Origin of the sequence: Haloplanus aerogenes, from assembly GCF_003856835.1 — an archaeon.
In the GTDB taxonomy this organism is placed as follows: domain Archaea; phylum Halobacteriota; class Halobacteria; order Halobacteriales; family Haloferacaceae; genus Haloplanus; species Haloplanus aerogenes.
In genome coordinates, this window is the sequence record NZ_CP034145.1 from 862,440 (window position 1) to 884,445 (window position 22,006).

A 22,006-nucleotide genomic window follows, 5' to 3' on the forward strand; every position below is an offset into this window, starting at 1 on the left:
GTCGGCGAACCACCGGCAAACAGTTACAACGATCCGTATGAGCTACGCCACCTCGACGCCGGTGATCTCGAAGCGGGCACCCCCCGTCTCGCCGGCGGAACACTCGATGTCCCAGCCGTGAGCCTCGACGATGTCTTTGACGATGCGGAGGCCGAATCCCGTCCCGCTGTCCCCCGTCGAGTACCCCGCCTCGAACACCCGCTCGCGCTCCGCGGGCGCGATGCCAGTACCGTCGTCCTCGACGTAGAACCCACGCGGTTCGCCGTCCGGTCCGCTGAGCGTCCCGACCGTGACGGTGAGGGTGTCGGTGTCGGTGTCGGCTCTGGGGCCGTGCTCGACCGAATCGCCGGACTGCGTCCGGCTGTCGTCGGCCGGAGGCCGACTGCCCGAGGGACCGTGTCCCTCGCTGTCCGTGGAGCCATGCTCCACGCTATCCCCGCGAGTGTTCGAGCGGGGGGCGGTCGAGCCGTGCTCGACCGAATTCCGAAACAGGTTCTCGAACACCTGCGCGAGGCGGCTCTCGTCGGCCATGATCGTCAGGTCGTCGACGAGGCGATAGTCGGCACCGGCCGTCTCGACGTTGGCCCAGCATCGCTCGACGACTCTCGATAGCGCGACCGGTTCGGTCTCGTCGACGGCTTGCCCCTCACGGGCGAGGGCGAGGACATCGTCGATGAGCGTCTCCATCCGCCCGAGCGCCTGCGCGGCGCTGTCGATGTGGGGACTGTCACACGTCTCGTGTGCGAGTTCGAGGTGGCCGCTCGCGACGTTGAGCGGATTCCGGAGGTCGTGGCTGACGAGACTGGCGAATTCGTCGAGCCGTTCGTTCTCGCGTTCGAGTTCGGCTTCACGCTGGCGCAACATCGTCTCGTGAGCGACGCGTTCGATGGCGGCGGTGACGTTCTCACAGAGCAACTGGACGAGGCGGTAGTCGTTCTCGTCGAACGCTTCCGGTTCGGTCGAGGCGACGAGGATGACGCCGTGTTCTCCGAGCGGGACGATACACTCACTCCGAATCGATGTCGACTCGTTGTGGAGTCCGTCGACGGCGTGGAGGTCGTCGTACCGCCGGCCGTCGTCGTTCTGGAACGTTTCCCAGGCGAGGCTCCCGGGACCCAGTGCGGGTGGTTCGCCGATCACGTCCTCGATCTCACTGGTCCACGCGACCGGGACGAGTGTCTCCTCCCGTGGGTCGTACCGGTGAACGGCTGCGTGGGTGAGCGTCAGAATATCGGCGAGGGCCTCGACGGTCAGCGTCGCGATCTCCCCGACCGAGTCGGCCCGCATCAGTTCCCGCGTCGTTCGGTGGAGTTCGTTCAGCGCCCGCTCGCGGTCCTTCCGGTCGGAGACGTCACGCCCGATGCCGACGATTCGGTACGGCTCGCCGTTCGCGTCGGTCAGCGCCCAGCTACAGAACTCGTACGTTCGGCGCGTTCCGTCCTCGGTGCGGAGGCGGAGTTCGCGCTCGTCGGACCCGGTGTCGAGCGTCTGCCGAATCCCTTCCTCGACCGCCTCGTGATCGGCCGGATCGAACAGTTCGTGGGGTTTCTTCCATTTGATCTCCTCCTCCTCCGAGAACCCCGTCACTGTCGGCTCGTTCACGTAGACGACGGTCCCGTCGGGGTTGAGGACGTAGAACACATCCCCGAGGGCGTCGAGGGCGTCCTCGAGGACGGGGTCGTCGATGGGGTGGTCCGACTCCTCCGCGCTCGCCGCGCGATCACGGATGATCCCCGCGAAGCCGTGGTGGTCGTCGACGGCCGTGAGGGTCGTGTGGGCGCGAACTCGACTCCCGTCTTTGCGGACATACGTCCCGTCGTCCTCGATCTCGCCCGCTTCTCTGGCTTCTCGAAGCAGGGTCGCCGGTCGCCCATCCTCGCGGTCGGTCTCGGTGTAAAATGTCGACACGTGATCCCCGAGAATCTCGCCTTCCGCGTAGCCGAACAACGCCTCGGCGCCGTCGTTCCACCCCGTGACACAGCCACTGTCGTCGAGCGTAACGGCGGCGTACTCCTCGACCGTGTCGACGAGGAGGGCCAGTCGCTGTCGGTCCCGGCGGAGCGCCTGGATCTCGCGTTGATCGTTGGAGAGGTCCTGCACCAGACAGATGATCGTGCCGTCGTCGGTGTACGCGAGCGCGTGGTTCGTCAGGATGCGCTCGCCGTCCGCCCGTTCGTACACCGTCTGCCCGCTCCATCGACCCTCCTCGGGCACGGTCGGCAGGATCTCGTCGTACACCCGGTCGACGTGAGCGTCGGGGTAGAGCAGTTCCCAGTGGCTGCCGACGAGCGTGGTCCGGTCGTATCCCGTGATGTCGGCGTAGGCCTGATTCACGTAGTGGAAGTAGCCGTCTTCGTCGAGGAGGGCGATGCCCTCGCGAGCGGTGTCCATCGCGCCGTACGCCCGACTGACCATGCGCTCGGCGTCGTGTTTCGTCACCGCGTTCTCGATACGGTTGGCGAGGATGGCGTACCGGTCCGTCCCCACTCCCTTCTGGAGATAGTCGGTGACCCCGGCGGAGATGGCCTCGCTCGCGATCTCCTCGCTCCCCTTGCCGGTGAAGAGGATGAACGGAAGTCCCGGCCACTCGTCCCGGACGGCGCGGAGGAGGTCGAGTCCGTCCATCTCCGGCATCTCGTAGTCGCTGACGACGCAGTCGATGTCGTCCGTTTCGATCCGAGTGAGCGCGGCGTCTGCGCTCGTCTCCGTCAGCACACGCAGCACCTCGCTGTGTCGTTCGAGGAAGGTAGCGGCGAGGTCGGCCAGATCGGCGTCGTCGTCGACGTGGAGGACGGTTATCGATTCCCGGCCGCACACGACGTGGGGGAGTTCTGCCGGATCGTCGATACTCATGGTCTCACCCGCCGTCGATCGACTGACGCGTCCTCGGACCGGCGTGCCAGCGACGGAGGACTGGGCTCACGCCTCGTGGTCGTCGACACGCTACCGCGGTCGATCACCGTCTGGCGAACTCCGGATCGGTCGAGAGGCGGTTCAGTCCCGATCCCGCTTCGGCTCCCGAGCCGCGGGTTCGGATGATGTTGAACGCGGTGACGAGGTCGGAGCGGGAGATGAGGCCGACGAATTCGCCCGTCTCGTCGACGACGGGGAGGCGGCCGACGCCCTCCTGTTGCATCAGCGAGATGGCGTCCATCGCGTCCGCGTCTGGCGCGATGGTCACCAGCTCGCTCGCCATCACGTCCTCGACGCGGTAGGCGTCCCGTTCGACTTCGCGGACCTCGCGAGTGTCGTCGAGCGTCACCATCCCGACGAGGTTCCCCTGCCGCAGGACGGGGTAGCCCGTGTGTCGTTCGCGGAACATGCGGTCGGTGAGCGCCGATATCGAGGTGTCGGCCGTGACGGTCTTCAGTTCCTCGGCGGGCGTCATGATGTCGCTGACGGTCACGTCCTGGAACGCCGCCTTCATCACTGTCTGCTGGGCTTCGCTGGAGGCACCGATGTAGATGAAGAAGGCGAGGGCGACCAGAAACAGGTTGGCGAAGAGGCCGACGATGGCGAGGACGACGGCGAACAGTTTGCCCACTTCCGCGGCGATCTGGGTCGCGCGGGCGTGGGGCCGAGTCCGCGCCAGCAACGCCCGAAGCACGCGCCCGCCGTCCATCGGGAATCCGGGGAGCATGTTGAACACGGCGAGCGCGACGTTCGTCAGGGCGAGGTAGGCGAGGACGAACTGCACGGTCGGGAGCGCGCCAGGTACGAGCCGGAAGGCGACGTAGGAGAGCACGCCGAGGGCGACGCTGACGATGGGGCCGGCGACGGCGATAGTGAACTCCTGTTTCCAGTCTTCCGGCATCTCGGTGAAGCGAGCGACGCCGCCGAACAGCCAGAGCGTGATCGATTCGATTTTGTATCCGTACCGCATGGCGACCAGCGAGTGACCGAACTCGTGGAGGAGGACACAGAAAAAGAGGCCCGTCGCGGCCACGCCGCCGAGGGCCCACCGTGTCGATCCCGCGGTGAGCGCGTCGACGGGCATCGTCGACCCGAACGCGTCGTTGAGGACGGTGACGAGGTTCGCCACGTCCGATCCGATCAACCACGCGAACAGCGGGAGGATCAAGAGAAAGGTGAGATCGAGCTTGATCGGAATGCCGAACGCGCTTCCGATGCGAATGCCGCGCATACCGAACCTAGCCGCGGGACCGACTTAACTCTTGCAAGCGGGTCCCCCGTCCCGAACACTTAGGCTCCGACCCGTACTACTGCCGTCCATGAGCGAGCAGTCACCCACTCCGGTCATCAAGCAGGGCGACGACATCGAGTACGAATCCGTCGGCGCCGCCGCCGGTCTGTCGAAGGGCGTCTTGCTGGACGAATCGGACGGCACGCCCACCTTCGCGATGCGCCGATTCACGCTCGACGCCGGCGCCGAGGTGCCGAAACACACCAACGAGGTCGAACACGAACAGTACGTGCTGGAAGGGGAGTACGTCGTCGGCATCGACGGCGAGGAACGAACCGTCTCCGCGGGCGACTCCATCTTCATCCCCGCGGGCGTCGTCCACTGGTACCGCAACGAGAGCGACCAGCCGGGGGCGTTCATCTGCGCCGTACCGAACGGCGACGACAGTATCGAACTCTGTGAATAGGACGGATCACTCCGTTAAACTTCCCATTTTCCGACAGGAGTAGCGTGCGAGATACAGAGTCTGAACGCAGTCGCCGGTCAGTACCCGTCTCACCTCGACGATAGGGGAACAGCTGTGCGAATCGATTCGTGAGGCCCCGGAACACTCGATGGGACGATCCACAAGAGTGTAACTCTGTTAATCAAAAAGATAGAAGTGTGTAATTTTGAGGCGTTTTTATAGTAGTATGGATTACATATGGTATGAGCAACACCGTAGAGAGAAACGCATATCAGCAACTACTCGAGGGGATAGCCGATCACGCACTGTTCATGCTCGACACCGAGGGGTGTATCTCCATGTGGCCCAAGACGGCCCAGCAATTCTACGGTTACGACTCCAGGGGTGCAGTTGGTCACCGACTGGACATGCTCTTTGCCGAGGAACAGGGGGAGCCACCTCCTCTCGAAGACCTCCTTGCCGAGGCGAAGGGTGGACCGGTCGAAATCGACAACTGGCACGATCGAGCCGACGGGTCGGTGTTCTGGGGAACCTGCACACTCTCGCCGCTGTCGAACGGGGAATTCGACGGCTACGCGGTCATTGTTCAGGACACGACCACGCGCAAACAGTATGAACGGATGCTTGAACGTCAGAATGACCGGCTGAAAGAGTTCACCGACATCCTCAGCCATGACCTCCGAAACCCGCTCAACATCCTCCGCGGCCACCTGAATCAGTACAAGCGGACCGGCGATGAGAAACACCTTGCGGTCATCGACTCGACGACTGATCGGATGGAGCGGCTCGTCGAGGATTTGCTCCGTGTCGCCCGACAGGGACAGGTGGTCGAGCATCCTGAACCAACCACCATCGGTAGCGTTCTCGACATCGCCAGCGAGGGTACGCTTCCCGTGACTGCGACGCTCCGATACGACTCGGTGCCGACGGTGATGGCCGACTCCGACCGACTAGTGCAAGTGTTCGAGAACCTCTTGCGGAACAGCGTCGAACACAGCGGTGACAACGTCATCGTCCGGGTAGGGCCGCTCCGCGACGGCTTCTACGTCGAAGACGATGGCCCCGGTATCCCCGACGGTGACCGTGAGCGGGTGTTCGACCACGGGTACACGACCCGCGAAGACGGCAATGGCTACGGTCTCTCGGTCGTTCGTTCCATCGTTGGCGCTCACGGCTGGGACGTTTCAGTAGTTGCCGCGGACCACGGCGGTGCCCGGTTCGAGATCACGGGCATCGAGTTCGTCGACGGCGAGTAGAACGGACTTCGGCCGTTATCTGCGGAGTCTGTAATGATCGGTCTTGCTCAGAAATTCTCTTTTACTGAATATGCGCCCTGTATGCAGCACGACTCCGGAAACCTATCGCCGGTTGAGGGTTTCAACAAGCCCTCATCTGTAGAAGTCAGGCTGGCGGCGTATCGGAGGTCTCCAGTCAGGATTCGACGGGTTCGGGCTCTTGGGCGGCGTACTCGACCTCGATGAGTTCCTTCATCGTCATCAGAGAGTTCCGGTACTGGCGGTTCATGTAGCGAGTGACAACGGGTCGAAGCGCTCGCTCGAACAGCGAGGTGCCGATTTCGATGTCGCCGTGCAGGCGGACGTGCGTCCCGGCCTCGGTTTCGGTGTGGTCGAAGAACAGTTCGCCGCTAAAGTCCTCGTCGTCGTACACTGAAGTAGTGCGGTAGTTCTCTTCGTCGGCCGTGTACAGTTCGTCGCTGGTAGTGGTACGCCCGAGTATCTTGAGCGTGTTCCGGTAGTGAGTCCCCTCGTCGGTCTCATCGATGACTTCGACGTTGATGAGGGCAGGGGGCGAACGCATCCAGTTCTCGGGGGTGGTCCCCCATTCGAAAACATACCTCGATAGGCGCTTCGATCCCGATTTCGTGGTCGAGGGACGTCATGTGTGTGTATCTCCATCGCTACATTCTCGTCGGTCGTTCAGGCACCCATGTTCGCAATCATCTCGGCGAACTCGGTGTGGAGATCGGCGTGGTGGTGGACGACTTTCCACTCGCCGTTCTCCTTCCGGTAGACGTTGGTCGCCCGGCCCTCCAGGGAGAGCTGCTCACCCGCAAGGGTCATCGACGCCGACTCGGTGCAGAGTTCGTATGCAAGGTCGCCGGTGACGCGGACGAGCTGGTCCGTGCGGGTGACCTCCCCACCCTCACTCATCGATGCGACTCCCTCCCAGGACCCTTTGACGGCGTCCCAGCCCTCCTCCCGTCCACCGATCGGGTGCATGGTCGTCACGTCGTCCTCGTGTGACCAGACGTCCGCCATGGAACTGGCATCGCCCTTCGCCATCTCGTCCAGTGCACTGTAGAACTGGTCGGATGCGTCTCGGACAGCGTCTGCTTCGGGATGTGATTGGCTCATGTGCTGGTCGCTCCAGAGGTCTCCGCCTCGGTCTCCTCGAGGATGTACACTTCCGGTTCGCTGATGACACCGAGTTCGCCCATCTTCTCCTTGACGTCAGATTCTTCCATGAACCGCTGGAATGCCTCCGCACTCTCCCACTCACCTACCATCACGATCTCGTTCGGGCTTCCAGTCTCGTGGAACAGGCGGTAGTCCTCGTGGGAGCCGTACTCTTCACGGGTGTTCGCGTGGTCGTCGAATCCTGCTTTCCACGAGTCGTAGTCCTCGACGGTGTGCTTGAGGAAGATTGTCGTCATTCATACTACTCACTATAATTATGGTTCTGAATCTACATATACTAGCAGTGACAGATGTTAACACTGTGATTATTTGACGATGCTCACACAGTAGCCGATACGCGCCCTGGATTCCAGCAGTGCCTTCGGCAACTACTCGATATCTGTCAATAGCGACGTGGCCGATACAGAGCGCGAGCCTTGTTTAGACGCGGTGCGGATCACTCTTCCCGATCGTTGTCTGAACAACGAAATTGGAAAGAGAGGCATTCACAGGCTAATTCTGTTCACCCGACATAGCCACTAACCTACGTCTTCAGGAGCGTCTAAACAAGGCCCAGGGGCGGATTCAGGAACTCAGCACATGCTTCAGTGAGACCGTGGGTAGCCAGTGCACGAGCTCGAATGGCGAAAGACGGTCACAGTTCCGCCTCGATGTACACCAGCTTTACTCGATTGTCGATGTCGATCAGTGTCTGCTCGATCTGCTGGACATCTTCGTCAATGTCGCCGGTCACGAGTTCCGGGTCGAAGCTCACGTCCGCGGTGACGAGTACCTTGCCAGTCCCCATGAACATTGTCCGGAAGTCATCGAGATGGACGACGCCGTCATGGGACTCGATGGCCGTGCGCAGTTTGCGCTCGACGTCTGCGGAGAGACTTTCTCCAATGATGAGCCGCTTGTTTTCGATCGCTAGTGCCACCGCAAACACCATCAGGAGAATCCCGATCACGACTGCGGCGGCGGCGTCGTAGGCGGGGTTACCGGTGATGCGTGTCGCAGCGATTCCGACAAGCGCGGCGAGGAGTCCCAGCAGTGCGACTGCATCCTCCGTGAAGGCAGTCAGCGTGGTGATGTCGCTCGTCTTGCTAAACGCCTGGCGATAGCCTGTCCAGTCGTAGACCTCCATCTGGTGTCGCAGTTCGGCGTTTGCCTTCGAGAAGGCGTACGTCTCGAAGACAACCGCTCCGAGCAGGATGGCGACCACGATGTAGAATGGGTCGACCGGTGCCTGCAGATCGATCGTGATTCCGAGAAACTCCGCGGGCCCCGCTTCGACTTCGTGCCCGCCGGCGCGCAGTTCGGAGATTCCGTGTGTGAGGCTTTTCCATCCTGCGGCTCCGAAGAGCAGCACCGAAACGAGAAACGCGTAGAAGAACTGGGACTTCCCGTGCCCGAAGGGGTGGGCCCTGGACGCCTGCTGTTTGCTGTTTCTGATTCCGATCAGAAGCAGCACCTGATTGCCCGTGTCGGAAATCGAGTGGTAGGTTTCGGCAAGCATCGCTGGACTCCCGGTCAGCAAGAACCCACCAAATTTCAACACCGTGATACCGGCGTTAGCGATTAATGCGGCGATAACGACGCCGGTACTCCCAGCAGCCATCTTCCAAAAGATGGGGCACGCTAACGTTTCAAGTCTTCACTTTTCACAGTGGATTTGGTTGTGATTATGTGAGACACGAATCCGCGGCCTTGGTGAAATTTTCGGTTACTGATAGGTTTCGGCGGCCGTGTTGCATACAGCGCGCGGGTCTTGCAACTGACCTCCTACCAGATGCAGATGATGCCGAGTTCGCGGCGTATCCGAGCCAACTCAGACGGGTATTCGAGAACTTGTATTGGAATGCTCTCGATCACGGGGATGCGACGTTGATCCGTGTCGGGACGCTGGACAGAGGCGGATTCTACGTCGAAGACGACGGCTCTGGCGTTCCTGCTGCCGAGCGGGACATCATTTTCGAAGCGTGGGCTCTGTTGAAGTCCTCAACCGGTGATATGTTCTTGGAGCCGTGCTGAATACAGCGCGCGTATCTCGCAAGGGATTTTTCCGGGAGCACTGGTATTCAGGGGATTCGTGTTTCGCTCGCATTCGTCGTTTATGGCCGCCGAGCTTATATACATGAGATGACAAATCCTGTTGTGAACAGGCGGCATCTCCTCTCTGCGTTGGCAGCACTTCCCGTCTGGGCGCCTGGGTGTCTCGGCCAACCGGATACGTCGGCCGACGGTGGCGCAGGGCAAAGCGGCTCGGGAGCGACGATTGACGATGCGAAGCTCCAGTTGGAGGGCTACCGGAACCACGAGAAGGCGATCGACGATGGCTATCGAAATACCGGAACCTGTATCGAGGGGCTGGGTACTCCGTTCGTGAGAGACGATATCACCCAGGTATCCTACGACGTTCCGGACGTGCTCCTGTATGAACGAACAGACACCGATCAGTACGAACTAATGGGGGCCGAGTGGTTCGTCCCTGCGAGCGAGGTCGAGGAGCCTCCTGTACTCTTTGCTGGTGATGACCGGCACATGTTTCGTGGACCGATGGAGGACCATTATTCAGGACAGCCTACGCACTATGGACTCCACGTCTGGTTGTTCACCGAGAACCCGAGCGGACGGTTCTCGGATTCCAATCCGAATCTGACTTGCTCGGACTGAAAGCGGTAGCGCCCCAGTGAACATGGCCTCTGTATCGGTCACGCCGTTACTGACAGATATCGAGTAGTTGCCGAAGGCACTGCTGGATACACAGCGCGTATCCATCATCCCGGCCCAAGAATCTCCCGTCCATCGGAGTTCGTAGCCGACCGATCCGTATCATGCAGTCGCATTTCACAGCATCGGCGCTCTCTCAACAGCAGTGCCTGTTGGGACATGAATTACTGTACATCAGAAATTCCAACCATAGAAAACCATCTGATGGTATTGAATGGTATTCAGGGGTAGAGTTATACGTGTGCGTCCCCTCTGTTCAACTACAATGAGCGAACCCAACTCTCCCGTCAGTGCCGTATTCGCCCTCCAGCGAAACGCGATCGAGCAGACACACGAAGCCGTCAAACGCGGTGTCGAAACCCAGCAGGAATTCGGCGAGGCATTCGTCGACTTCGGCCCCGCAAAGCAGGCAAACGAGCGCGGCTACGACGCCGTCCGTACGGTCGTCGATGTGTACTTCGACGCCGTCGAGTCCACGACGCCCGGTCAAGAGGACCTACTCGATGACTTCCGCACTACCGTCGACGAACAACTCGACGCTCTCGAAGCCAACCAGGTCGAAGCCATCGAGGCCATCGAGGCGAACGCGCAGGAAGGCAGCGAGTCCGTCGACGAACTCTTCGAGAGGGTCATCGAGGTTCTCAACGAGCAGTTCGAGGCGGTTCTGGACGCCCACGCGGATGTCCAAGGGCAGACCGTCGAGGCCGTCGAAGACCTCGAAGGCAACCTTGAGGAGCTTCAGGCCGAGTTCGAGACCCAGTTCGCGCAGTTCGAAGAGCAGGCCACCGAACTCCAACAGCACGTCGAGGACATGCACGACGATATCGCCGAGATAGCGGACCAACAGGTAGAGGTACAAGTCGAATCGCTCGACACCATCAAAGGCATCGGCTCGACGTACGTCGACCGACTCCAGGACCAGGGCATCGAGTCCTTCGAAGCCCTTGCCGAGGCCAGCACCGACACGGTCGCCGAGACGGCGGAAGTATCCCGAGAGCAGGCCAACGAGTGGATCGAAGCGGCGCAGCTCCAGGCGTGATTTTTGCCGACCTAGTGTTTTGCTTTGCATCACACGGTCGACCGGATAGCCCGTCGGATACGTAGTCGGCAGAACCATGTGGTCGAAACGGGTCAAGAGTGTGTACGGCCGACCCTGTCTCGCTTCCTTATTTTGCCAGAGAGCAGCCAGCATGCTGGATGCAACCTCTGTATTCAGCACGACCGCTGAAACCTATCACCGTTTGAGTTTCAACAAGGCCGTTCTTTTATAATTGCCCGAACACGGGCTACGCTTTTTCTGGAGGTGGTGTCCGCCGAAGGGTTCCCCGCCACGTCCGAAGTCATATTTTGAGGGTGCTGTCGAGGTGGAACTTCCAGGGACCGTTTTGTGTTGACGACAACAGCGTGCAGTCGCGCACAGCACCGACCCCTCAGTCCCGGAGTTCTGCGATTCGCCCACCGAGCGTCGATCGGATCGCCGAGAGGTCGCCCCCGATGCGGACGATTTGGTAGCCGGCGTCGACCGCGGCCTGCGCTTCCGCGACGCTGTTGCGAATCCGCCCGACGGGCACACCAGCGTCGAGACAGGCCTCGAGCGTTCGGTCGATTGCCGCCGTCACCTGATCGGGGCTCTTCTCCAGGGGATCGCCACCGGACATCGACATCGCCATGTCCGCGGGTCCGATGAAGGCAAAGCCCAGTCGCGGTACTGCGAGGATATCCTCGATATTCTGAACGGCTCGCTCGTTCTCTATCATGGTCCCGACGAGCACCTGGCTGTCCTCGCCGCCGACGAAACTATCGACGTACCCCTCCCAGTTGCCCGACCGGCCGACGCCGACCCCCCTGTCGCCGACGTCGCCGTCGTAGGCAAAGTACGCTGCCTCGACGCCACGCTGGAGTTCCGCGGCCGTCTCGATGCGCGGGAGCAGAATCGTCCGCACACCGGCGTCGATGACCTTCCGCACGAGTGGCGGTTCTGGTTTGGGCAGTCGGACCAGCAGTTCGATGTCGGCGACCTCGGCGGCCCGTGTCAGCTCCTCGAAGACGGTGCTGTCGTAGGGGCTTGGCCCACTGTGTTCGAAGTCCAGCCAGACGAAGTCCAGACCGATAGTGCCCAACGTCTCGACTACCGTGGGCGAGAACGTCGCTGCGCTGGCCCCGAACACCGTTTCGCCGTTCTCTATCGCGCGGCGGAGCCCGTTTTGGGTCCTCATACGTCACCCTCCGTCAACTCGGCACGGTTCACTGTGGACGGGGGTAGCTCCCCCTCGTAGACGGTGCGGACGTTCGCCGCCGCCCGCTGGCTCATCCGGGCGAGTGCCTCGTCGGTCACTCCCCCAACGTGGGGCGTCAGAAGAACCTCGTCTCGATCGTAGAGCGGGTGGTCCTCGCTAGGCGGCTCCGCCGCGAACGTGTCGAGACCCGCACCCGCCACGGTGCCTGTCTCCAGTGCCTCGACTAGCGCCTCTCCGTCGACGATCGCCCCCCGCGACGTATTGATGAGGATGCCACGCTCACCGAGTGCAGCCAGTTCCTCCGTCGAAACGGCGCCACGTGTCTCCGAGGTCAACGGCGCGTGGATACTCACCGCATCCGAGCCGGCGAACAGTTCCGAAAGCTTCCTCACTCGCCTGAACCGGGATGGCACGTCGTCGTCCACGACGTACGGGTCGTAGACGAGGACTGTCTGTCCCATCCCGTCTGCGAGGTCCGCCGTTTCCCTTGCGATGGCCCCGAAGCCGAGCAGTCCGAGCGTATCGCCGGTGAGTTCGTGGCCGGTGAACGCACCCCGATCCCCCCCGACCGGACGTGTCTATCGGCAGTCCGGAGGTTGCGACGGACGGCAAGCAGCAATGCGACCGCGTGTTCCGCGACGGACCGTGCGTTCGCACCCGGGGTGTTGCAGACCACGATACCACGGTTCGACTTCGCCTCAGTGTCGACGTTATCGAGTCCGGCCCCGTGTTTGGCGATGACTTTCAGGCGATCGCCCCGGGCGATAACGTCCGCATCGAGGGATGCAACCCTGACAATGACGGCGTCGTACCGGTCGATCTCGCCGAGTGCCGCTTCGGTGCTGTCGTACTCGTCCATTCCGGTACACGTTGCGAAATCCGCGATGGATTCCGGCCCCGACTGATCGATTTCGTTCGGAAGTAGAACGTTCCACGTACTGGACACAGCTAGACCTCACACGACGACGTGAAAAGTGTATATCAAACGAACACTTTCTACGGCGGATCAGAGAAAAATAGATTTCGCCGGGATCTCCCGGCCCAGGTTAGCTGTAACGTCCGCAGCGACCAACTTTGTCACTGTGGTGATACGCTCGCCCTCTGTCTTCAGCACGACCGCCGGAATATATTATCTCTTGCGGGGTTCGACAGGGCCAACTCAACAGAACAAGCGATCAATAGTGGAGTAGTTCACACGTCGAATCCGTTCCGCCTGAGTGCCTCTGCCAACTCACCGTCGGGATCAGCCGAAAACTCAACCAATGATGACTCTGGTCTCGTTGTCGTATATAGTTCAGAGTCAATATTGTCAGGGATTTCGTTCGTGTGTGACTTGTCTACAACTGCAACTGAGATTTTTGGCCTCGTGGCCGTGTCTTCTGACTCGCTCATTAACTGATGGTACGGGAGATCGACGGTTGGCCTTTGGCATTCGAGTATACACTGCTCTTTACGACAAGAGCATTTGAGGGGGGAACGTATCACAACCGCACAATACACGCATAATCTGTAGTGAGTGATCTCAATCGGGACACATCGTCGTGCTGAATTCATCCTCTGTATTCAGCAACTAGTTCCTGTCAGAATCTGAGAATTTCAACAGAGCCGAAGCGGGGTATTCGACGAGCGAGAACGGCACAGGATACGCGCTGCACATCGTCAAGAGTCTCGTCGAGATGCACGACCGGACCATCTCGGTTACCGAGAGCGACGATGGCGGTTCCCGTTTCGAGATCAGCGGTGTCACGCTCACCGAGCGCGATCCCTGACTGAATCGGCCCAAATATTAGTTTGTTGTACTCTCCGATCTAGTCGAATATGGCGATGATTCTGTGCGAGATACGCGCCCTGTATTCAGCACTAACTAAACCGATCCCTTGGGTTCTGTCAGTATCAACGTGCCCGATACAGAGGGTGGGTTCAGCAATCAGTCTCGGAATTGCCGTCATCATCGCCAGCGAACATAATCCTCCTCGTGATCACTGCCTTTGGGGAATGACGGAAAGGTTATCTCTAACCGCGTTGTATGGTAGCCATTGGCATGGAGTTCGCCTGGCAGTCCTTCAACGAACCTGACCCGGAATCCGAACTCCGGGGTGTCGTCGGATATCTGCACCCTTCGGGGTATCTGACCGTGTCAAAAGTTCTCTGGCACACCCGGAAGATAGAAGCGCAACTTTCCGAATCGACCGGGCTGGTCGGCTATGCTCTGCGCGCCAAATTAGCCCAGAGGAAGTTCTGGGCGGTTGCTGCTTGGGAGAGTGACGAGTCGCTCCAAAACTTCGTGGAGAGCGATCCACACGCGGGGATCAGAGCGGCGCTCAAACGAGAGATGGAGGAGAGTTGGTTCAAAAGGTTCGACGTGAACGGTGAGGAAGTCCCGCTGGACATTGACGGGGCTCTCGACCGAGTCTGAAAGCGCTTCGTAGGACTGTTTGGCGGGATAGCAGAGAAATAGCCGAGCTGAGTCAGTTTCGGCGGCCGCCCGGAGATATGAAATGCTGTCGTCCGATATCCGGGCAACACAGAGAAGGATTCATTGAGGAGCTTTCGAGGTGCTGGCTCCACATCATTGAACCGCTGAATACGCGCGGTGTATACAGCAACACCTGCGTCACCTACTTGATCCCTGTCAGTAACACCGTGACCGATACAGAGGATAGGTTCAGCACGAGCATTGCGCATGCGGTTCAGGTTGGAGGTATGCATTGACCAAATTTTAGTAAGAGAGCGACTGTATGTGTAATGATAACATGACTTGGAGAGCAAGCATAGACGGAAATCACGAGGACTTGAAACTCTTAGAGAGAACGTTTAACGACGACCCTCGGGTTGTCTCTGATCCAGAGTATGGCAAGTTCTTTCTCGAATCCAGTAGGTTTGATCAACTAAGTGGAGGTGATTCTGATGAGGTCTGGCGACAAGCTCAGGAGATACTTCAGACACTTAGTGGTGTGATTGAAATGAATCACGGTTTATTTGAGGAACTCAGAGTGGCTGGGCTCTACAAGGAAGATGGTGAGACTCATGTTTTTGATCGTCCAGATCCCGTACGGGTGCATGCAACATCGGAGGCGCGTGACGCGTTAGGATTGACCAATAGAGACATATTCGATGACCAGGAGTTCTTTCAGTTGGTCGAACGTAATGGGGCTGTATTTGAGTTGGCGATGTTATGGCAAAGAGGTGATGGATGGATGAACTTGTGCAAGATTCTTGAGCATATTGAAGCACAACTGGGGGAAAAGGTCCATGAGATAGGATGGATTTCGAAGGATGAACGGAAGAATTTTCGGCGGACAGCGAACGACAAAAAAGCCCTTGGGCTTGATGCACGACATGCTAACCCGGAAATATCAAGTTCACCACCGCAACCGATGGCCCATTCTGATGCGAGAAAGTTGATTCGCACCGTCTCAATAAAATGGTTGAAACAGGAACGAGATGATCACAGAGAAGAGTGAGTTGCCGAGATACGCGCGGTGTATCATCGCAGCACCTTCTCGAGTTACCGGGCAACTGTCAGTATCGGCGTGACCGATACAGAGCGTGTAGTCAGTACGACGGATGTATTTATTTCACGGTGAGACTGCTGAACCAGCCGCTCAGCAAGACTGCGTATTGCATATTCTCCTGTCCTCCGTCTGCGTATCGTTCACTCATTTAACGAAAACAAATCATGGAGTTAAAAAGCGACCAATTAATGTCAATAATACAAGAATAAGGGTATGGGGGAAGCCAATCGCGCTTCCCAGAGGAAACCATGCGAAAACAGGAACTCGTACACCTTCACGGCTTACTCGTCGAAGTTACGCAGTCTCTGGTCGATGAGGGCACAATCTCAGCCGAGATCAAGAACGAATACGTAGCGCTCGATACAAACGCATACTCTATTCACGAATCAAAAAGCGATCACGAGGAGGCGGTCCTATTCCTCGCTGCCACCCTCAGTGCGACACTCGAAGAGCTGACAGAAGAGCAGTCTGCGATATCGGCTCCGTAATCCACAGCGTTGAATATACGTTCTGTAGTGATTATCTGAGTAAAAATTGCTCACAGTTTCCGACAGGAGCCCCACAGACAAGTATGGAACGTACAGTGAAAGCGGGCCAATCGACGAGTTCTACCCTCTTGTGTGCTGTCGCTGAGGTTGAAAGATGTGCACCCACTGATCTTCCTCCACTTCATGACACGTTGGATGTGGATGCATTTGATGCGTTGTTTTCCTCAGAGGCAGACAAATCTCCGCAATTTGCAGGCAATCTCGTGTTCGAATACAGTGATTCCTTTGTTTCGGTCTGGAGTGATCGGTCAGTCACTATCTCGATTCCCTCGTGACATAGCGACCGAATCAAAGCGGGGTCTCATCACGCTTAGTAGGTCTGGTGCACTGATCGATCTGCTCACTCGAAAACTGGAGGTGCCGCCGTGAAAGATACGCGCGCTCTATACAGCACGGCCACTGGAACGTGTCCGGATTCTGATAGAACCGCTGTGCGAGATACAGAGTATAGATCTCGCAAAACAAACCGATTGGAGAACCGACGAAAGAGAGTGTGTTCGTTAACCAGTGCTCGGGAATGGATACGCCAAAAGCTCCGCTGCCCGGATCACGATCACGGTGTTTTTCGCCATGGGCGGCCACGCGGGGATTCCACGAGAGGAGCCTGGCCAGGGTGATGGGTAGCGTGTATCGAATCAGTCGGTGTTACTTGACGACAGTGACCGGAACGGTAGTACGCTCAACTACGTCTCGTGCCACGCTGCCCAGGAACTCGATAGTTCGTTCCGACCGGCCCCGGTGACCAACGTAGAGCGTTTCGAACTCCCCTTTCTCGGCGTATTCGGATATCACCTTCGCCGGTTGGCCGTAGAGTAGTTCTCCAGACACGGTTTGCCCCCGCTCCGATGCAAACTCGATCGCCTCGTCTACAATCGCTCGACCCTGCTCCTCTGCGGCGTCAAGACTATCGATGACTAGCCGGTCCCTGCGGTCGGACGGGGATATCGGCTCCCCACCACCAGCGTCATAGACATCCGGTTCGATCACGTGGATCAGCGTGATCGATCCGTCGGTCGCGTTAGCGATGTCCGTTGCGTACGCAAGCGCTCGATCGCTCTCTTCTGAGCCATCAACTGCGACAAGTAATTCCATACCAAACCTTCGGCGCCGGACCGGTTAAATCGACCGTCCCGTCCGACAACCCGAGAAGCAATTGTTTCAACCGACACGCCCGTGTTTCTTCGATATGTCTCCCGGAGTCTCACTTACCGAAAAGTGCGAGAACAAGTACGAACAGGTCGCCCTTGATACCCCGTATCGGCTCTGTTGAAACCCTCAACAGCTGATAGGAGCCGCGTGCTGAATACAGAGGGTGTATTCAGCAGATAGAGATACGAAACCCTCATGATCCGAACGAGCGGCCGACCGTTTTATTCACTTCACTCCCGTAGCTGTCTCATGATCTCACGAATTCTCGTGCCGATGGACAACTCGGAAATGGCCCTGCAGGCGCTCGAGTACGCTCTCGAGAACCATCCTGACGCGGATATTACCGTCTTGCACGTCGTGGGCGGACCGTCACCGTGGGGGGGAACAGCCACGTCACTTGCTCTCGAGGAGAATCTCGAAGAGGCCGCCGAGGAGCGCGCGGAGGAGGTATTCGATGACGCCCGGAAACTCGCCGCCGAGTTCGACATCGAAATCACCACTGAGGTTCAGCTGGGGCATCCGGCTCGGGCGATTTTGAACAGCGCCGATAACTTCGATGCGGTCGTCATCGGAACTCACGGCGGCTCGTTGGTCGATCGACTGGTCATCGGGAACGTCGCCCAGAAAGTGTTCCGCAACTCGCCCGTCCCTGTAATTGTTGCTCGGTGAGTGGCTTCCACGAAGATCGCTGGAAAGACGGGCTCGGGCACAGTTAACGGTGTACGACTGATCAGTCCGACTACTATTTGTACCACCGAGATCCAGTTCCGTCCCAGCGGTTGGGATGCTCTCTTAGATGAGAAGTGAAAACAGGAGGTACGCACCCACGACCGAAATCGTCGGCGTAATCACCCAGAGCGCCACGATGCGAGCCGTCGCCGCGGGATCGAACAGGCTTTCGGCGGACAGTTCCTCGGGCTCTTCTTCGCCGACCCGTGGTACGCGGTTCAGAGACGCCTGCTGTGTGTCTGGATCAGGCGTCTCACCCTCAGCGAGGTCGCCGACCGTCGGGCTCGCGGCGACATCCGGAGCGCTCTCAGCCGGCGGCGCCTTGAGTGCGCCGGTCGTGAGTACCGGACCGGACTCGCCACCAGGAGACGGTGTGGCTATTTCTGCGAGCGTTCGTGCCCGGCTCGCTCGGCCCCATCCGAGCCCGATAATACAACTGGTCGTACTCACCGCGAGACTGGCTGGAATCCCGAGCCACGACAGGACCGTGATGATCGTCGCTCCCACGGTTGAGACGATGAGCGCAGCCAGAATCGGTAAGTCAGTGATGTCATCGCCAACGGTCGCCAGCGTCCGTCGGGCGATCGTGAACCCGCCGAGGCTGATCGCCCCGACCGCCAGAAGAATCGCCGGGCTGGGATCGATAGCTCCGTTGCCGACGAGGGGGGCGACTGCGTTCGCGGCGTTCGAGGCTCCAGCGCTGAACCCCATATAGCAGGCAATCACCACCACGAGTGCCGAGCCGCCTATATCCCGGGGAGACACGTTCTCGTTGACCGAGAGCCGCGGAATCGTCTTCCGGGTATCGATGGCAATCAACGGGTTCGTGAGGCGACCGAACGCGAAGGTGGCGTCGAGGTAGGGATACAGGTACCGGCCGATGAGCGCGCCCGTAGAGAGGGCAATCAGCGGAGCGACGATCCACGCCGACAGGATGGTAAACATCAGCGCGGCGTTGAGTGTCCCCGTTGCTAACCCCAGTCCGACGATTGCCCCGACGGCCGTCATCGAGGTCGACGCCGGGACGCCATAGAGGTTCGATATCAGGAGCGCGAGACCGGTGAAAAAGAGGACGCCGACGCTCGCCGCGGGCGTGAAGGCTGCTGCATCGACGATTTGACTACTCATCGTCGTGATGACGTTGCGACCGATCGTCCACGCGCCGAGGAACGCGAACACGGTAAACAGCGCTCCGGCAGTGACCTTCCTGACGATCCGGCTGCCGACCGCCGGGCCGAACGCAACGCCGGTCGATGATCCCCCGATATTGAAGCCGACGAACACCGCCACTATCACTCCCACGAGAATCAGTAGTTCCGCCACGGGGCTCTTTCAGGCCGCCTGCGACGAAATTGTTGTGTTTTTGTATCGTCTCCCGGCGCCATCATCCGCATTGACGGTCAATTCGATCGGGAAGATCTTTCGATGCGGAATCTGCGCCCTGTATTCAGCACGACTGTCGGAACGTATCAGTAGCCAAGCACCCCGCGTCCAACCGGGGGGCCTTCGCTTCGCTCGGCCGCTGGCTCGACTCCGGTTGAGTCGCTTCGACCCGGAGTCGAACGCCTGAAATACTCGGTTCCCGTACCCGCAATCGTGTCACGGCAGGTCGGACGGATCGAGACGCTCTTCCTCCACGAACGCGACGGCGACTACCTCGTCGCCGTCACCCGCGACGGTGACCGGGTGTTTCGGGCCGTCCTCGAACTCAAGGAGACGGACGCCGGCCCCCGCCCCGCCCGATTTCGGGTCCTCAGGGGATCGAGCGAGGAGCCACGCGACCCGAGCCAGTTCGTCGAACTCGCGCGCCGCGCCGAGCGCATCCGCATCTCCCAGCAGACCTCTCCCGAGGGCCGCGAACGGGTGCAGGAGATGCTCGACGGCTACCAACTCGACGCCCTGACGGTCCGCACCTGCCGCTACTGCGCCTCCGAGGGGCGCTACTCGCCCATCACGGAGGACACCGCGATCAAGGCCGACCGGGATTACATCTGCCCCGACTGCGCGAAACGCGAACTCGACACGGAACTCGCGTACGCGGGGGGGTTGACCGGCGCCGCGGAGGACCGACTGGAAGACCTCCTGCTCGAAGTGCAGGACCTCGACCGGATCACCAACCTCCTGCAGGGGGAACTCGACCCTGACCTCACGAAGTTCGACGAAATCGGGGCGACCGTCGAGGACGTGGACCCCGTCCAGACGGCCGACCTCGACCTCCACCCAGACCTGAAGAACCAGCTCACGAACCGCTTCGACTCTCTCCTGCCGGTCCAGAGTCTTTCCGTCCGGAACGGTCTCCTCGATGGCGACGACCAACTGGTCGTCAGCGCGACGGCGACGGGCAAGACGCTCGTGGGCGAACTCGCCGGTATCGACCGCGCGCTGAAGGGGAAGGGGAAGCTGCTCTTTCTCGTCCCTCTCGTCGCCCTCGCCAACCAGAAAGAGGAGAATTTCAAGGATCGGTACGGCGACCTCGTCGACGTGACGATCCGGGTCGGCGGCAGTCGCGTCACCGACGACGGCGCGCGGTTCGACCCCTCCGCCGACGTGGTCGTCGGTACCTACGAGGGCATCGACCACGCCCTGCGGACGGGGAAGGATCTCGGCGACGTGGGGACCGTCGTCATCGACGAGATTCACACCCTGAAAGAGGGGGAGCGCGGCCATCGCCTCGACGGGATGATCTCGCGGCTGAAACACTACTGCGAGCGCCGCGAGGGGTCGAACGGCTATTCGGGCGCCCAGTGGATCTACCTCTCCGCGACGGTGGGTAATCCCGAGTGGCTGGCGAAGAACTTGCGCGCGACACTCATCGAGTTCGAGGAGCGCCCCGTCCCCATCGAGCGCCACCTCACCTTCGCGGACGCACAGGAGAAGACGCGCATCGAGAACCGCCTCGTGCGCCGGGAGTTCGACAGCAAGTCCTCGAAGGGGTATCGCGGTCAGACCATCATCTTCACCAACTCCCGGCGGCGCTGTCACGAGATTTCCCGAAAGCTAGAGTACGACTCCGCGCCGTATCACGCCGGCCTCGATTACGGTCGGCGCAAGCAGGTCGAACGCCAGTTCGGGAATCAGGACCTCGCTGCGGTGGTGACGACGGCGGCACTCGCCGCTGGCGTCGACTTTCCCGCCTCGCAGGTCGTCTTCGACACGCTGGCGATGGGTATCGAGTGGCTGTCGGTGCAGGAGTTCGAGCAGATGCTCGGCCGCGCCGGTCGTCCCGACTACCACGATCAGGGGACCGTCTACCTGCTGGTCGAACCCGACTGCACCTACCACAATAGCATGGAGATGACGGAAGACGAGGTGGCCTTCAAGCTGTTGAAAGGGGAGATGGAGGACGTGCGCACGGTCTACGACCTTTCGGCGGCCGCGGAGGAGACGCTGGCGAACATCACCGTCGCGGGTAAGGCGGCCAAGCGCCTCAACGACCGGATGCTCGGTGACGTGCCGACGACGCAGGCGGTCGGCAAACTGCTGGAGTGGGAGTTCATCGACGGCCTCGAACCGACGCCGCTCGGCCGCGCGGTCACCCGACATTTCCTCTCGCCGGACGACGCCTTCGCCATCCTCGACTGCATCCGGAAGGGGATGGACCCTTACGATCTGGTGGCGGAACTCGAACTGCGCGAAGACGACGGTTAGGACCGGAGCGACTCCATCTTCTCGACCCACGCCTCGGGGAGCGGCCGCGACCCACCCTCCTCGGGATCGACGTAGACCTGCGTCGTCTCCGCGGTGGCGGCCACCTGCCCCCCGGCCCGCATCTCGTACGCGACGGTGACGCTCGACCGACCGATATCGCGGACGCCCATCGCAATCGTCACCGTCTCGTCGTCGAGTTTCACTTCGTGGCGGTAGTCGATCTGGAGGTTCACGAGGACGGTGTCGATGTCGTCGAGGCCGACGCCCAGTATCTCGTCGTAGTAGTCGACGCGCGCCTGTTCGAGGTAGGTGGCGTAGACGGCGTTGTTGACGTGGCCCATCGCGTCCAGGTCGCGGAAGCGGACCTGCAACTCGGTTTCGTACTCGAAGTCGGTCATACCGGTGGGTGAACGACCGGAC

General features: G+C 60.1%; 23 protein-coding genes and 1 pseudogene. 12 read left to right on the forward strand and 12 right to left on the reverse strand.

Annotated elements, in window-relative coordinates:
• Positions 1 to 42: 42 nt before the first annotated feature.
• Entirely contained in the window at positions 43 to 2,853 is a 2,811-nt protein-coding gene (locus DU502_RS04535) for a PAS domain S-box protein (RefSeq protein ID WP_121919572.1), read from the reverse strand.
• A 103-nt stretch (positions 2,854 to 2,956) separates the two neighbouring features.
• The gene (locus tag DU502_RS04540) at positions 2,957 to 4,144 is read right to left on the reverse strand and encodes a CBS domain-containing protein (protein ID WP_121919571.1); all 1,188 of its coding nucleotides are present in this window, start codon (positions 4,142 to 4,144) and stop codon (positions 2,957 to 2,959) included.
• A gap of 88 nt (positions 4,145 to 4,232) precedes the next feature.
• Here DU502_RS04540 and DU502_RS04545 point away from each other — a divergent pair, with 88 nt between their 5' ends.
• Complete coding sequence (locus DU502_RS04545) at positions 4,233 to 4,610, forward strand: cupin domain-containing protein (RefSeq protein ID WP_121919570.1); 378 nt, start codon at positions 4,233 to 4,235, stop codon at positions 4,608 to 4,610.
• A 242-nt stretch (positions 4,611 to 4,852) separates the two neighbouring features.
• Complete coding sequence (locus DU502_RS04550; RefSeq protein ID WP_121919569.1) at positions 4,853 to 5,866, forward strand: two-component system sensor histidine kinase NtrB; 1,014 nt, start codon at positions 4,853 to 4,855, stop codon at positions 5,864 to 5,866.
• A 175-nt stretch (positions 5,867 to 6,041) separates the two neighbouring features.
• Here DU502_RS04550 and DU502_RS04555 read toward each other — a convergent pair.
• The 4 genes and pseudogenes from DU502_RS04555 to DU502_RS04570 all read right to left on the reverse strand — a co-directional run.
• Positions 6,042 to 6,449, reverse strand: a pseudogene (locus DU502_RS04555) (SRPBCC family protein); the annotation flags it as partial.
• A 98-nt stretch (positions 6,450 to 6,547) separates the two neighbouring features.
• The gene (locus DU502_RS04560) at positions 6,548 to 6,985 is read right to left on the reverse strand and encodes a YybH family protein (protein WP_121919567.1); all 438 of its coding nucleotides are present in this window, start codon (positions 6,983 to 6,985) and stop codon (positions 6,548 to 6,550) included.
• Positions 6,982 to 7,284 (reverse strand): antibiotic biosynthesis monooxygenase, encoded by a 303-nt coding sequence (locus DU502_RS04565; RefSeq protein ID WP_121919566.1) that lies wholly within the window; start codon positions 7,282 to 7,284, stop codon positions 6,982 to 6,984. Before DU502_RS04565 ends, DU502_RS04560 begins: the two co-directional genes overlap by 4 nt.
• Before the next feature lie 398 nt (positions 7,285 to 7,682).
• The gene (locus DU502_RS04570; RefSeq protein WP_121919565.1) at positions 7,683 to 8,648 is read right to left on the reverse strand and encodes a cation diffusion facilitator family transporter; all 966 of its coding nucleotides are present in this window, start codon (positions 8,646 to 8,648) and stop codon (positions 7,683 to 7,685) included.
• Between the two features lie 68 nt (positions 8,649 to 8,716).
• On the opposite strand from DU502_RS04570, the gene DU502_RS04575 reads away from it, so the two are divergent.
• The 3 genes from DU502_RS04575 to DU502_RS04585 all read left to right on the forward strand — a co-directional run bounded on the left by DU502_RS04575 (position 8,717) and on the right by DU502_RS04585 (position 10,799).
• Entirely contained in the window at positions 8,717 to 9,061 is a 345-nt protein-coding gene (locus tag DU502_RS04575; protein ID WP_121919564.1) for an ATP-binding protein, read from the forward strand.
• A gap of 108 nt (positions 9,062 to 9,169) precedes the next feature.
• Positions 9,170 to 9,703: a hypothetical protein gene (locus DU502_RS04580; protein ID WP_121919563.1), complete on the forward strand. Its 534-nt coding sequence runs from the start codon at positions 9,170 to 9,172 to the stop codon at positions 9,701 to 9,703.
• A 322-nt stretch (positions 9,704 to 10,025) separates the two neighbouring features.
• On the forward strand, positions 10,026 to 10,799 hold the full coding sequence (locus DU502_RS04585; RefSeq protein WP_158601139.1) for a helix-hairpin-helix domain-containing protein: 774 nt from the start codon (positions 10,026 to 10,028) through the stop codon (positions 10,797 to 10,799).
• Between the two features lie 391 nt (positions 10,800 to 11,190).
• On the opposite strand, the gene DU502_RS04590 is transcribed toward DU502_RS04585, so the two are convergent.
• Genes DU502_RS04590 through DU502_RS18530 form a run of 3 tightly spaced genes read right to left on the reverse strand, consistent with a single transcriptional unit; the run spans position 11,191 to position 12,856 of the window.
• Entirely contained in the window at positions 11,191 to 11,976 is a 786-nt protein-coding gene (locus DU502_RS04590) for an HpcH/HpaI aldolase family protein (RefSeq protein ID WP_121919561.1), read from the reverse strand.
• Positions 11,973 to 12,491: an NAD(P)-dependent oxidoreductase gene (locus tag DU502_RS18525; protein WP_243695928.1), complete on the reverse strand. Its 519-nt coding sequence runs from the start codon at positions 12,489 to 12,491 to the stop codon at positions 11,973 to 11,975. The genes DU502_RS04590 and DU502_RS18525 overlap by 4 nt, the downstream gene beginning before the upstream one ends.
• Positions 12,386 to 12,856, reverse strand: coding sequence for a Rossmann-fold NAD(P)-binding domain-containing protein (locus DU502_RS18530; RefSeq protein WP_208020323.1), 471 nt, complete (start codon positions 12,854 to 12,856; stop codon positions 12,386 to 12,388). The genes DU502_RS18525 and DU502_RS18530 overlap by 106 nt, the downstream gene beginning before the upstream one ends.
• 718 nt (positions 12,857 to 13,574) lie before the next feature.
• On the opposite strand from DU502_RS18530, the gene DU502_RS18840 reads away from it, so the two are divergent.
• The 5 genes from DU502_RS18840 (at position 13,575) to DU502_RS19025 (ending at position 16,335) form a co-directional block, all read left to right on the forward strand.
• Positions 13,575 to 13,766, forward strand: coding sequence for an ATP-binding protein (locus DU502_RS18840; protein ID WP_121919559.1), 192 nt, complete (start codon positions 13,575 to 13,577; stop codon positions 13,764 to 13,766).
• Between the two features lie 272 nt (positions 13,767 to 14,038).
• The gene (locus DU502_RS04610; RefSeq protein WP_124897017.1) at positions 14,039 to 14,413 is read left to right on the forward strand and encodes a hypothetical protein; all 375 of its coding nucleotides are present in this window, start codon (positions 14,039 to 14,041) and stop codon (positions 14,411 to 14,413) included.
• 337 nt (positions 14,414 to 14,750) lie between these two features.
• Positions 14,751 to 15,461 carry a hypothetical protein gene (locus DU502_RS04615; RefSeq protein WP_124897018.1) on the forward strand — a complete coding sequence of 237 codons (711 nt, stop codon included), beginning with the start codon at positions 14,751 to 14,753 and terminating at the stop codon, positions 15,459 to 15,461.
• 299 nt (positions 15,462 to 15,760) lie between these two features.
• Positions 15,761 to 16,000, forward strand: coding sequence for a UPF0058 family protein (locus DU502_RS04620; RefSeq protein WP_121919557.1), 240 nt, complete (start codon positions 15,761 to 15,763; stop codon positions 15,998 to 16,000).
• An 83-nt stretch (positions 16,001 to 16,083) separates the two neighbouring features.
• Positions 16,084 to 16,335, forward strand: a complete 252-nt coding sequence (locus DU502_RS19025; RefSeq protein ID WP_158601138.1) for a HalOD1 output domain-containing protein — start codon at positions 16,084 to 16,086, stop codon at positions 16,333 to 16,335.
• 370 nt (positions 16,336 to 16,705) lie between these two features.
• Here DU502_RS19025 and DU502_RS04625 read toward each other — a convergent pair whose 3' ends face one another.
• A complete protein-coding gene (locus tag DU502_RS04625; protein ID WP_121919556.1) occupies positions 16,706 to 17,152 on the reverse strand; it encodes a universal stress protein in 447 nt (148 codons plus the stop codon).
• 306 nt (positions 17,153 to 17,458) lie between these two features.
• On the opposite strand from DU502_RS04625, the gene DU502_RS04630 reads away from it, so the two are divergent.
• Positions 17,459 to 17,878: a universal stress protein gene (locus DU502_RS04630; RefSeq protein WP_121919555.1), complete on the forward strand. Its 420-nt coding sequence runs from the start codon at positions 17,459 to 17,461 to the stop codon at positions 17,876 to 17,878.
• 123 nt (positions 17,879 to 18,001) lie between these two features.
• On the opposite strand, the gene DU502_RS04635 is transcribed toward DU502_RS04630, so the two are convergent.
• The gene (locus DU502_RS04635) at positions 18,002 to 19,261 is read right to left on the reverse strand and encodes an inorganic phosphate transporter (RefSeq protein ID WP_121919554.1); all 1,260 of its coding nucleotides are present in this window, start codon (positions 19,259 to 19,261) and stop codon (positions 18,002 to 18,004) included.
• Between the two features lie 273 nt (positions 19,262 to 19,534).
• On the opposite strand from DU502_RS04635, the gene DU502_RS04640 reads away from it, so the two are divergent.
• Positions 19,535 to 21,586 (forward strand): DEAD/DEAH box helicase, encoded by a 2,052-nt coding sequence (locus DU502_RS04640; RefSeq protein WP_121919553.1) that lies wholly within the window; start codon positions 19,535 to 19,537, stop codon positions 21,584 to 21,586.
• Here DU502_RS04640 and DU502_RS04645 read toward each other — a convergent pair.
• Complete coding sequence (locus DU502_RS04645) at positions 21,583 to 21,984, reverse strand: acyl-CoA thioesterase (protein ID WP_121919552.1); 402 nt, start codon at positions 21,982 to 21,984, stop codon at positions 21,583 to 21,585. The genes DU502_RS04640 and DU502_RS04645 overlap by 4 nt on opposite strands.
• Positions 21,985 to 22,006 lie beyond the last annotated feature (22 nt).

Bases quoted from the DNA above. Each gene is read 5' to 3' on its own strand.
- DU502_RS04535 (WP_121919572.1), bottom strand. From the start codon at position 2,853: ATGAGTATCGACGATCCGGCAGAACTCCCCCACGTCGTGTGCGGCCGG.
- DU502_RS04540 (WP_121919571.1), bottom strand. From the start codon at position 4,144: ATGCGCGGCATTCGCATCGGAAGCGCGTTCGGCATTCCGATCAAGCTC.
- DU502_RS04545 (WP_121919570.1), top strand. From the start codon at position 4,233: ATGAGCGAGCAGTCACCCACTCCGGTCATCAAGCAGGGCGACGACATC.
- DU502_RS04550 (WP_121919569.1), top strand. From the start codon at position 4,853: ATGAGCAACACCGTAGAGAGAAACGCATATCAGCAACTACTCGAGGGG.
- DU502_RS04560 (WP_121919567.1), bottom strand. From the start codon at position 6,985: ATGAGCCAATCACATCCCGAAGCAGACGCTGTCCGAGACGCATCCGAC.
- DU502_RS04565 (WP_121919566.1), bottom strand. From the start codon at position 7,284: ATGACGACAATCTTCCTCAAGCACACCGTCGAGGACTACGACTCGTGG.
- DU502_RS04570 (WP_121919565.1), bottom strand. From the start codon at position 8,648: ATGGCTGCTGGGAGTACCGGCGTCGTTATCGCCGCATTAATCGCTAAC.
- DU502_RS04580 (WP_121919563.1), top strand. From the start codon at position 9,170: ATGACAAATCCTGTTGTGAACAGGCGGCATCTCCTCTCTGCGTTGGCA.
- DU502_RS04585 (WP_158601139.1), top strand. From the start codon at position 10,026: ATGAGCGAACCCAACTCTCCCGTCAGTGCCGTATTCGCCCTCCAGCGA.
- DU502_RS04590 (WP_121919561.1), bottom strand. From the start codon at position 11,976: ATGAGGACCCAAAACGGGCTCCGCCGCGCGATAGAGAACGGCGAAACG.
- DU502_RS18530 (WP_208020323.1), bottom strand. From the start codon at position 12,856: ATGGACGAGTACGACAGCACCGAAGCGGCACTCGGCGAGATCGACCGG.
- DU502_RS04610 (WP_124897017.1), top strand. From the start codon at position 14,039: ATGGAGTTCGCCTGGCAGTCCTTCAACGAACCTGACCCGGAATCCGAA.
- DU502_RS04615 (WP_124897018.1), top strand. From the start codon at position 14,751: ATGACTTGGAGAGCAAGCATAGACGGAAATCACGAGGACTTGAAACTC.
- DU502_RS04620 (WP_121919557.1), top strand. From the start codon at position 15,761: ATGCGAAAACAGGAACTCGTACACCTTCACGGCTTACTCGTCGAAGTT.
- DU502_RS19025 (WP_158601138.1), top strand. From the start codon at position 16,084: ATGGAACGTACAGTGAAAGCGGGCCAATCGACGAGTTCTACCCTCTTG.
- DU502_RS04625 (WP_121919556.1), bottom strand. From the start codon at position 17,152: ATGGAATTACTTGTCGCAGTTGATGGCTCAGAAGAGAGCGATCGAGCG.
- DU502_RS04630 (WP_121919555.1), top strand. From the start codon at position 17,459: ATGATCTCACGAATTCTCGTGCCGATGGACAACTCGGAAATGGCCCTG.
- DU502_RS04645 (WP_121919552.1), bottom strand. From the start codon at position 21,984: ATGACCGACTTCGAGTACGAAACCGAGTTGCAGGTCCGCTTCCGCGAC.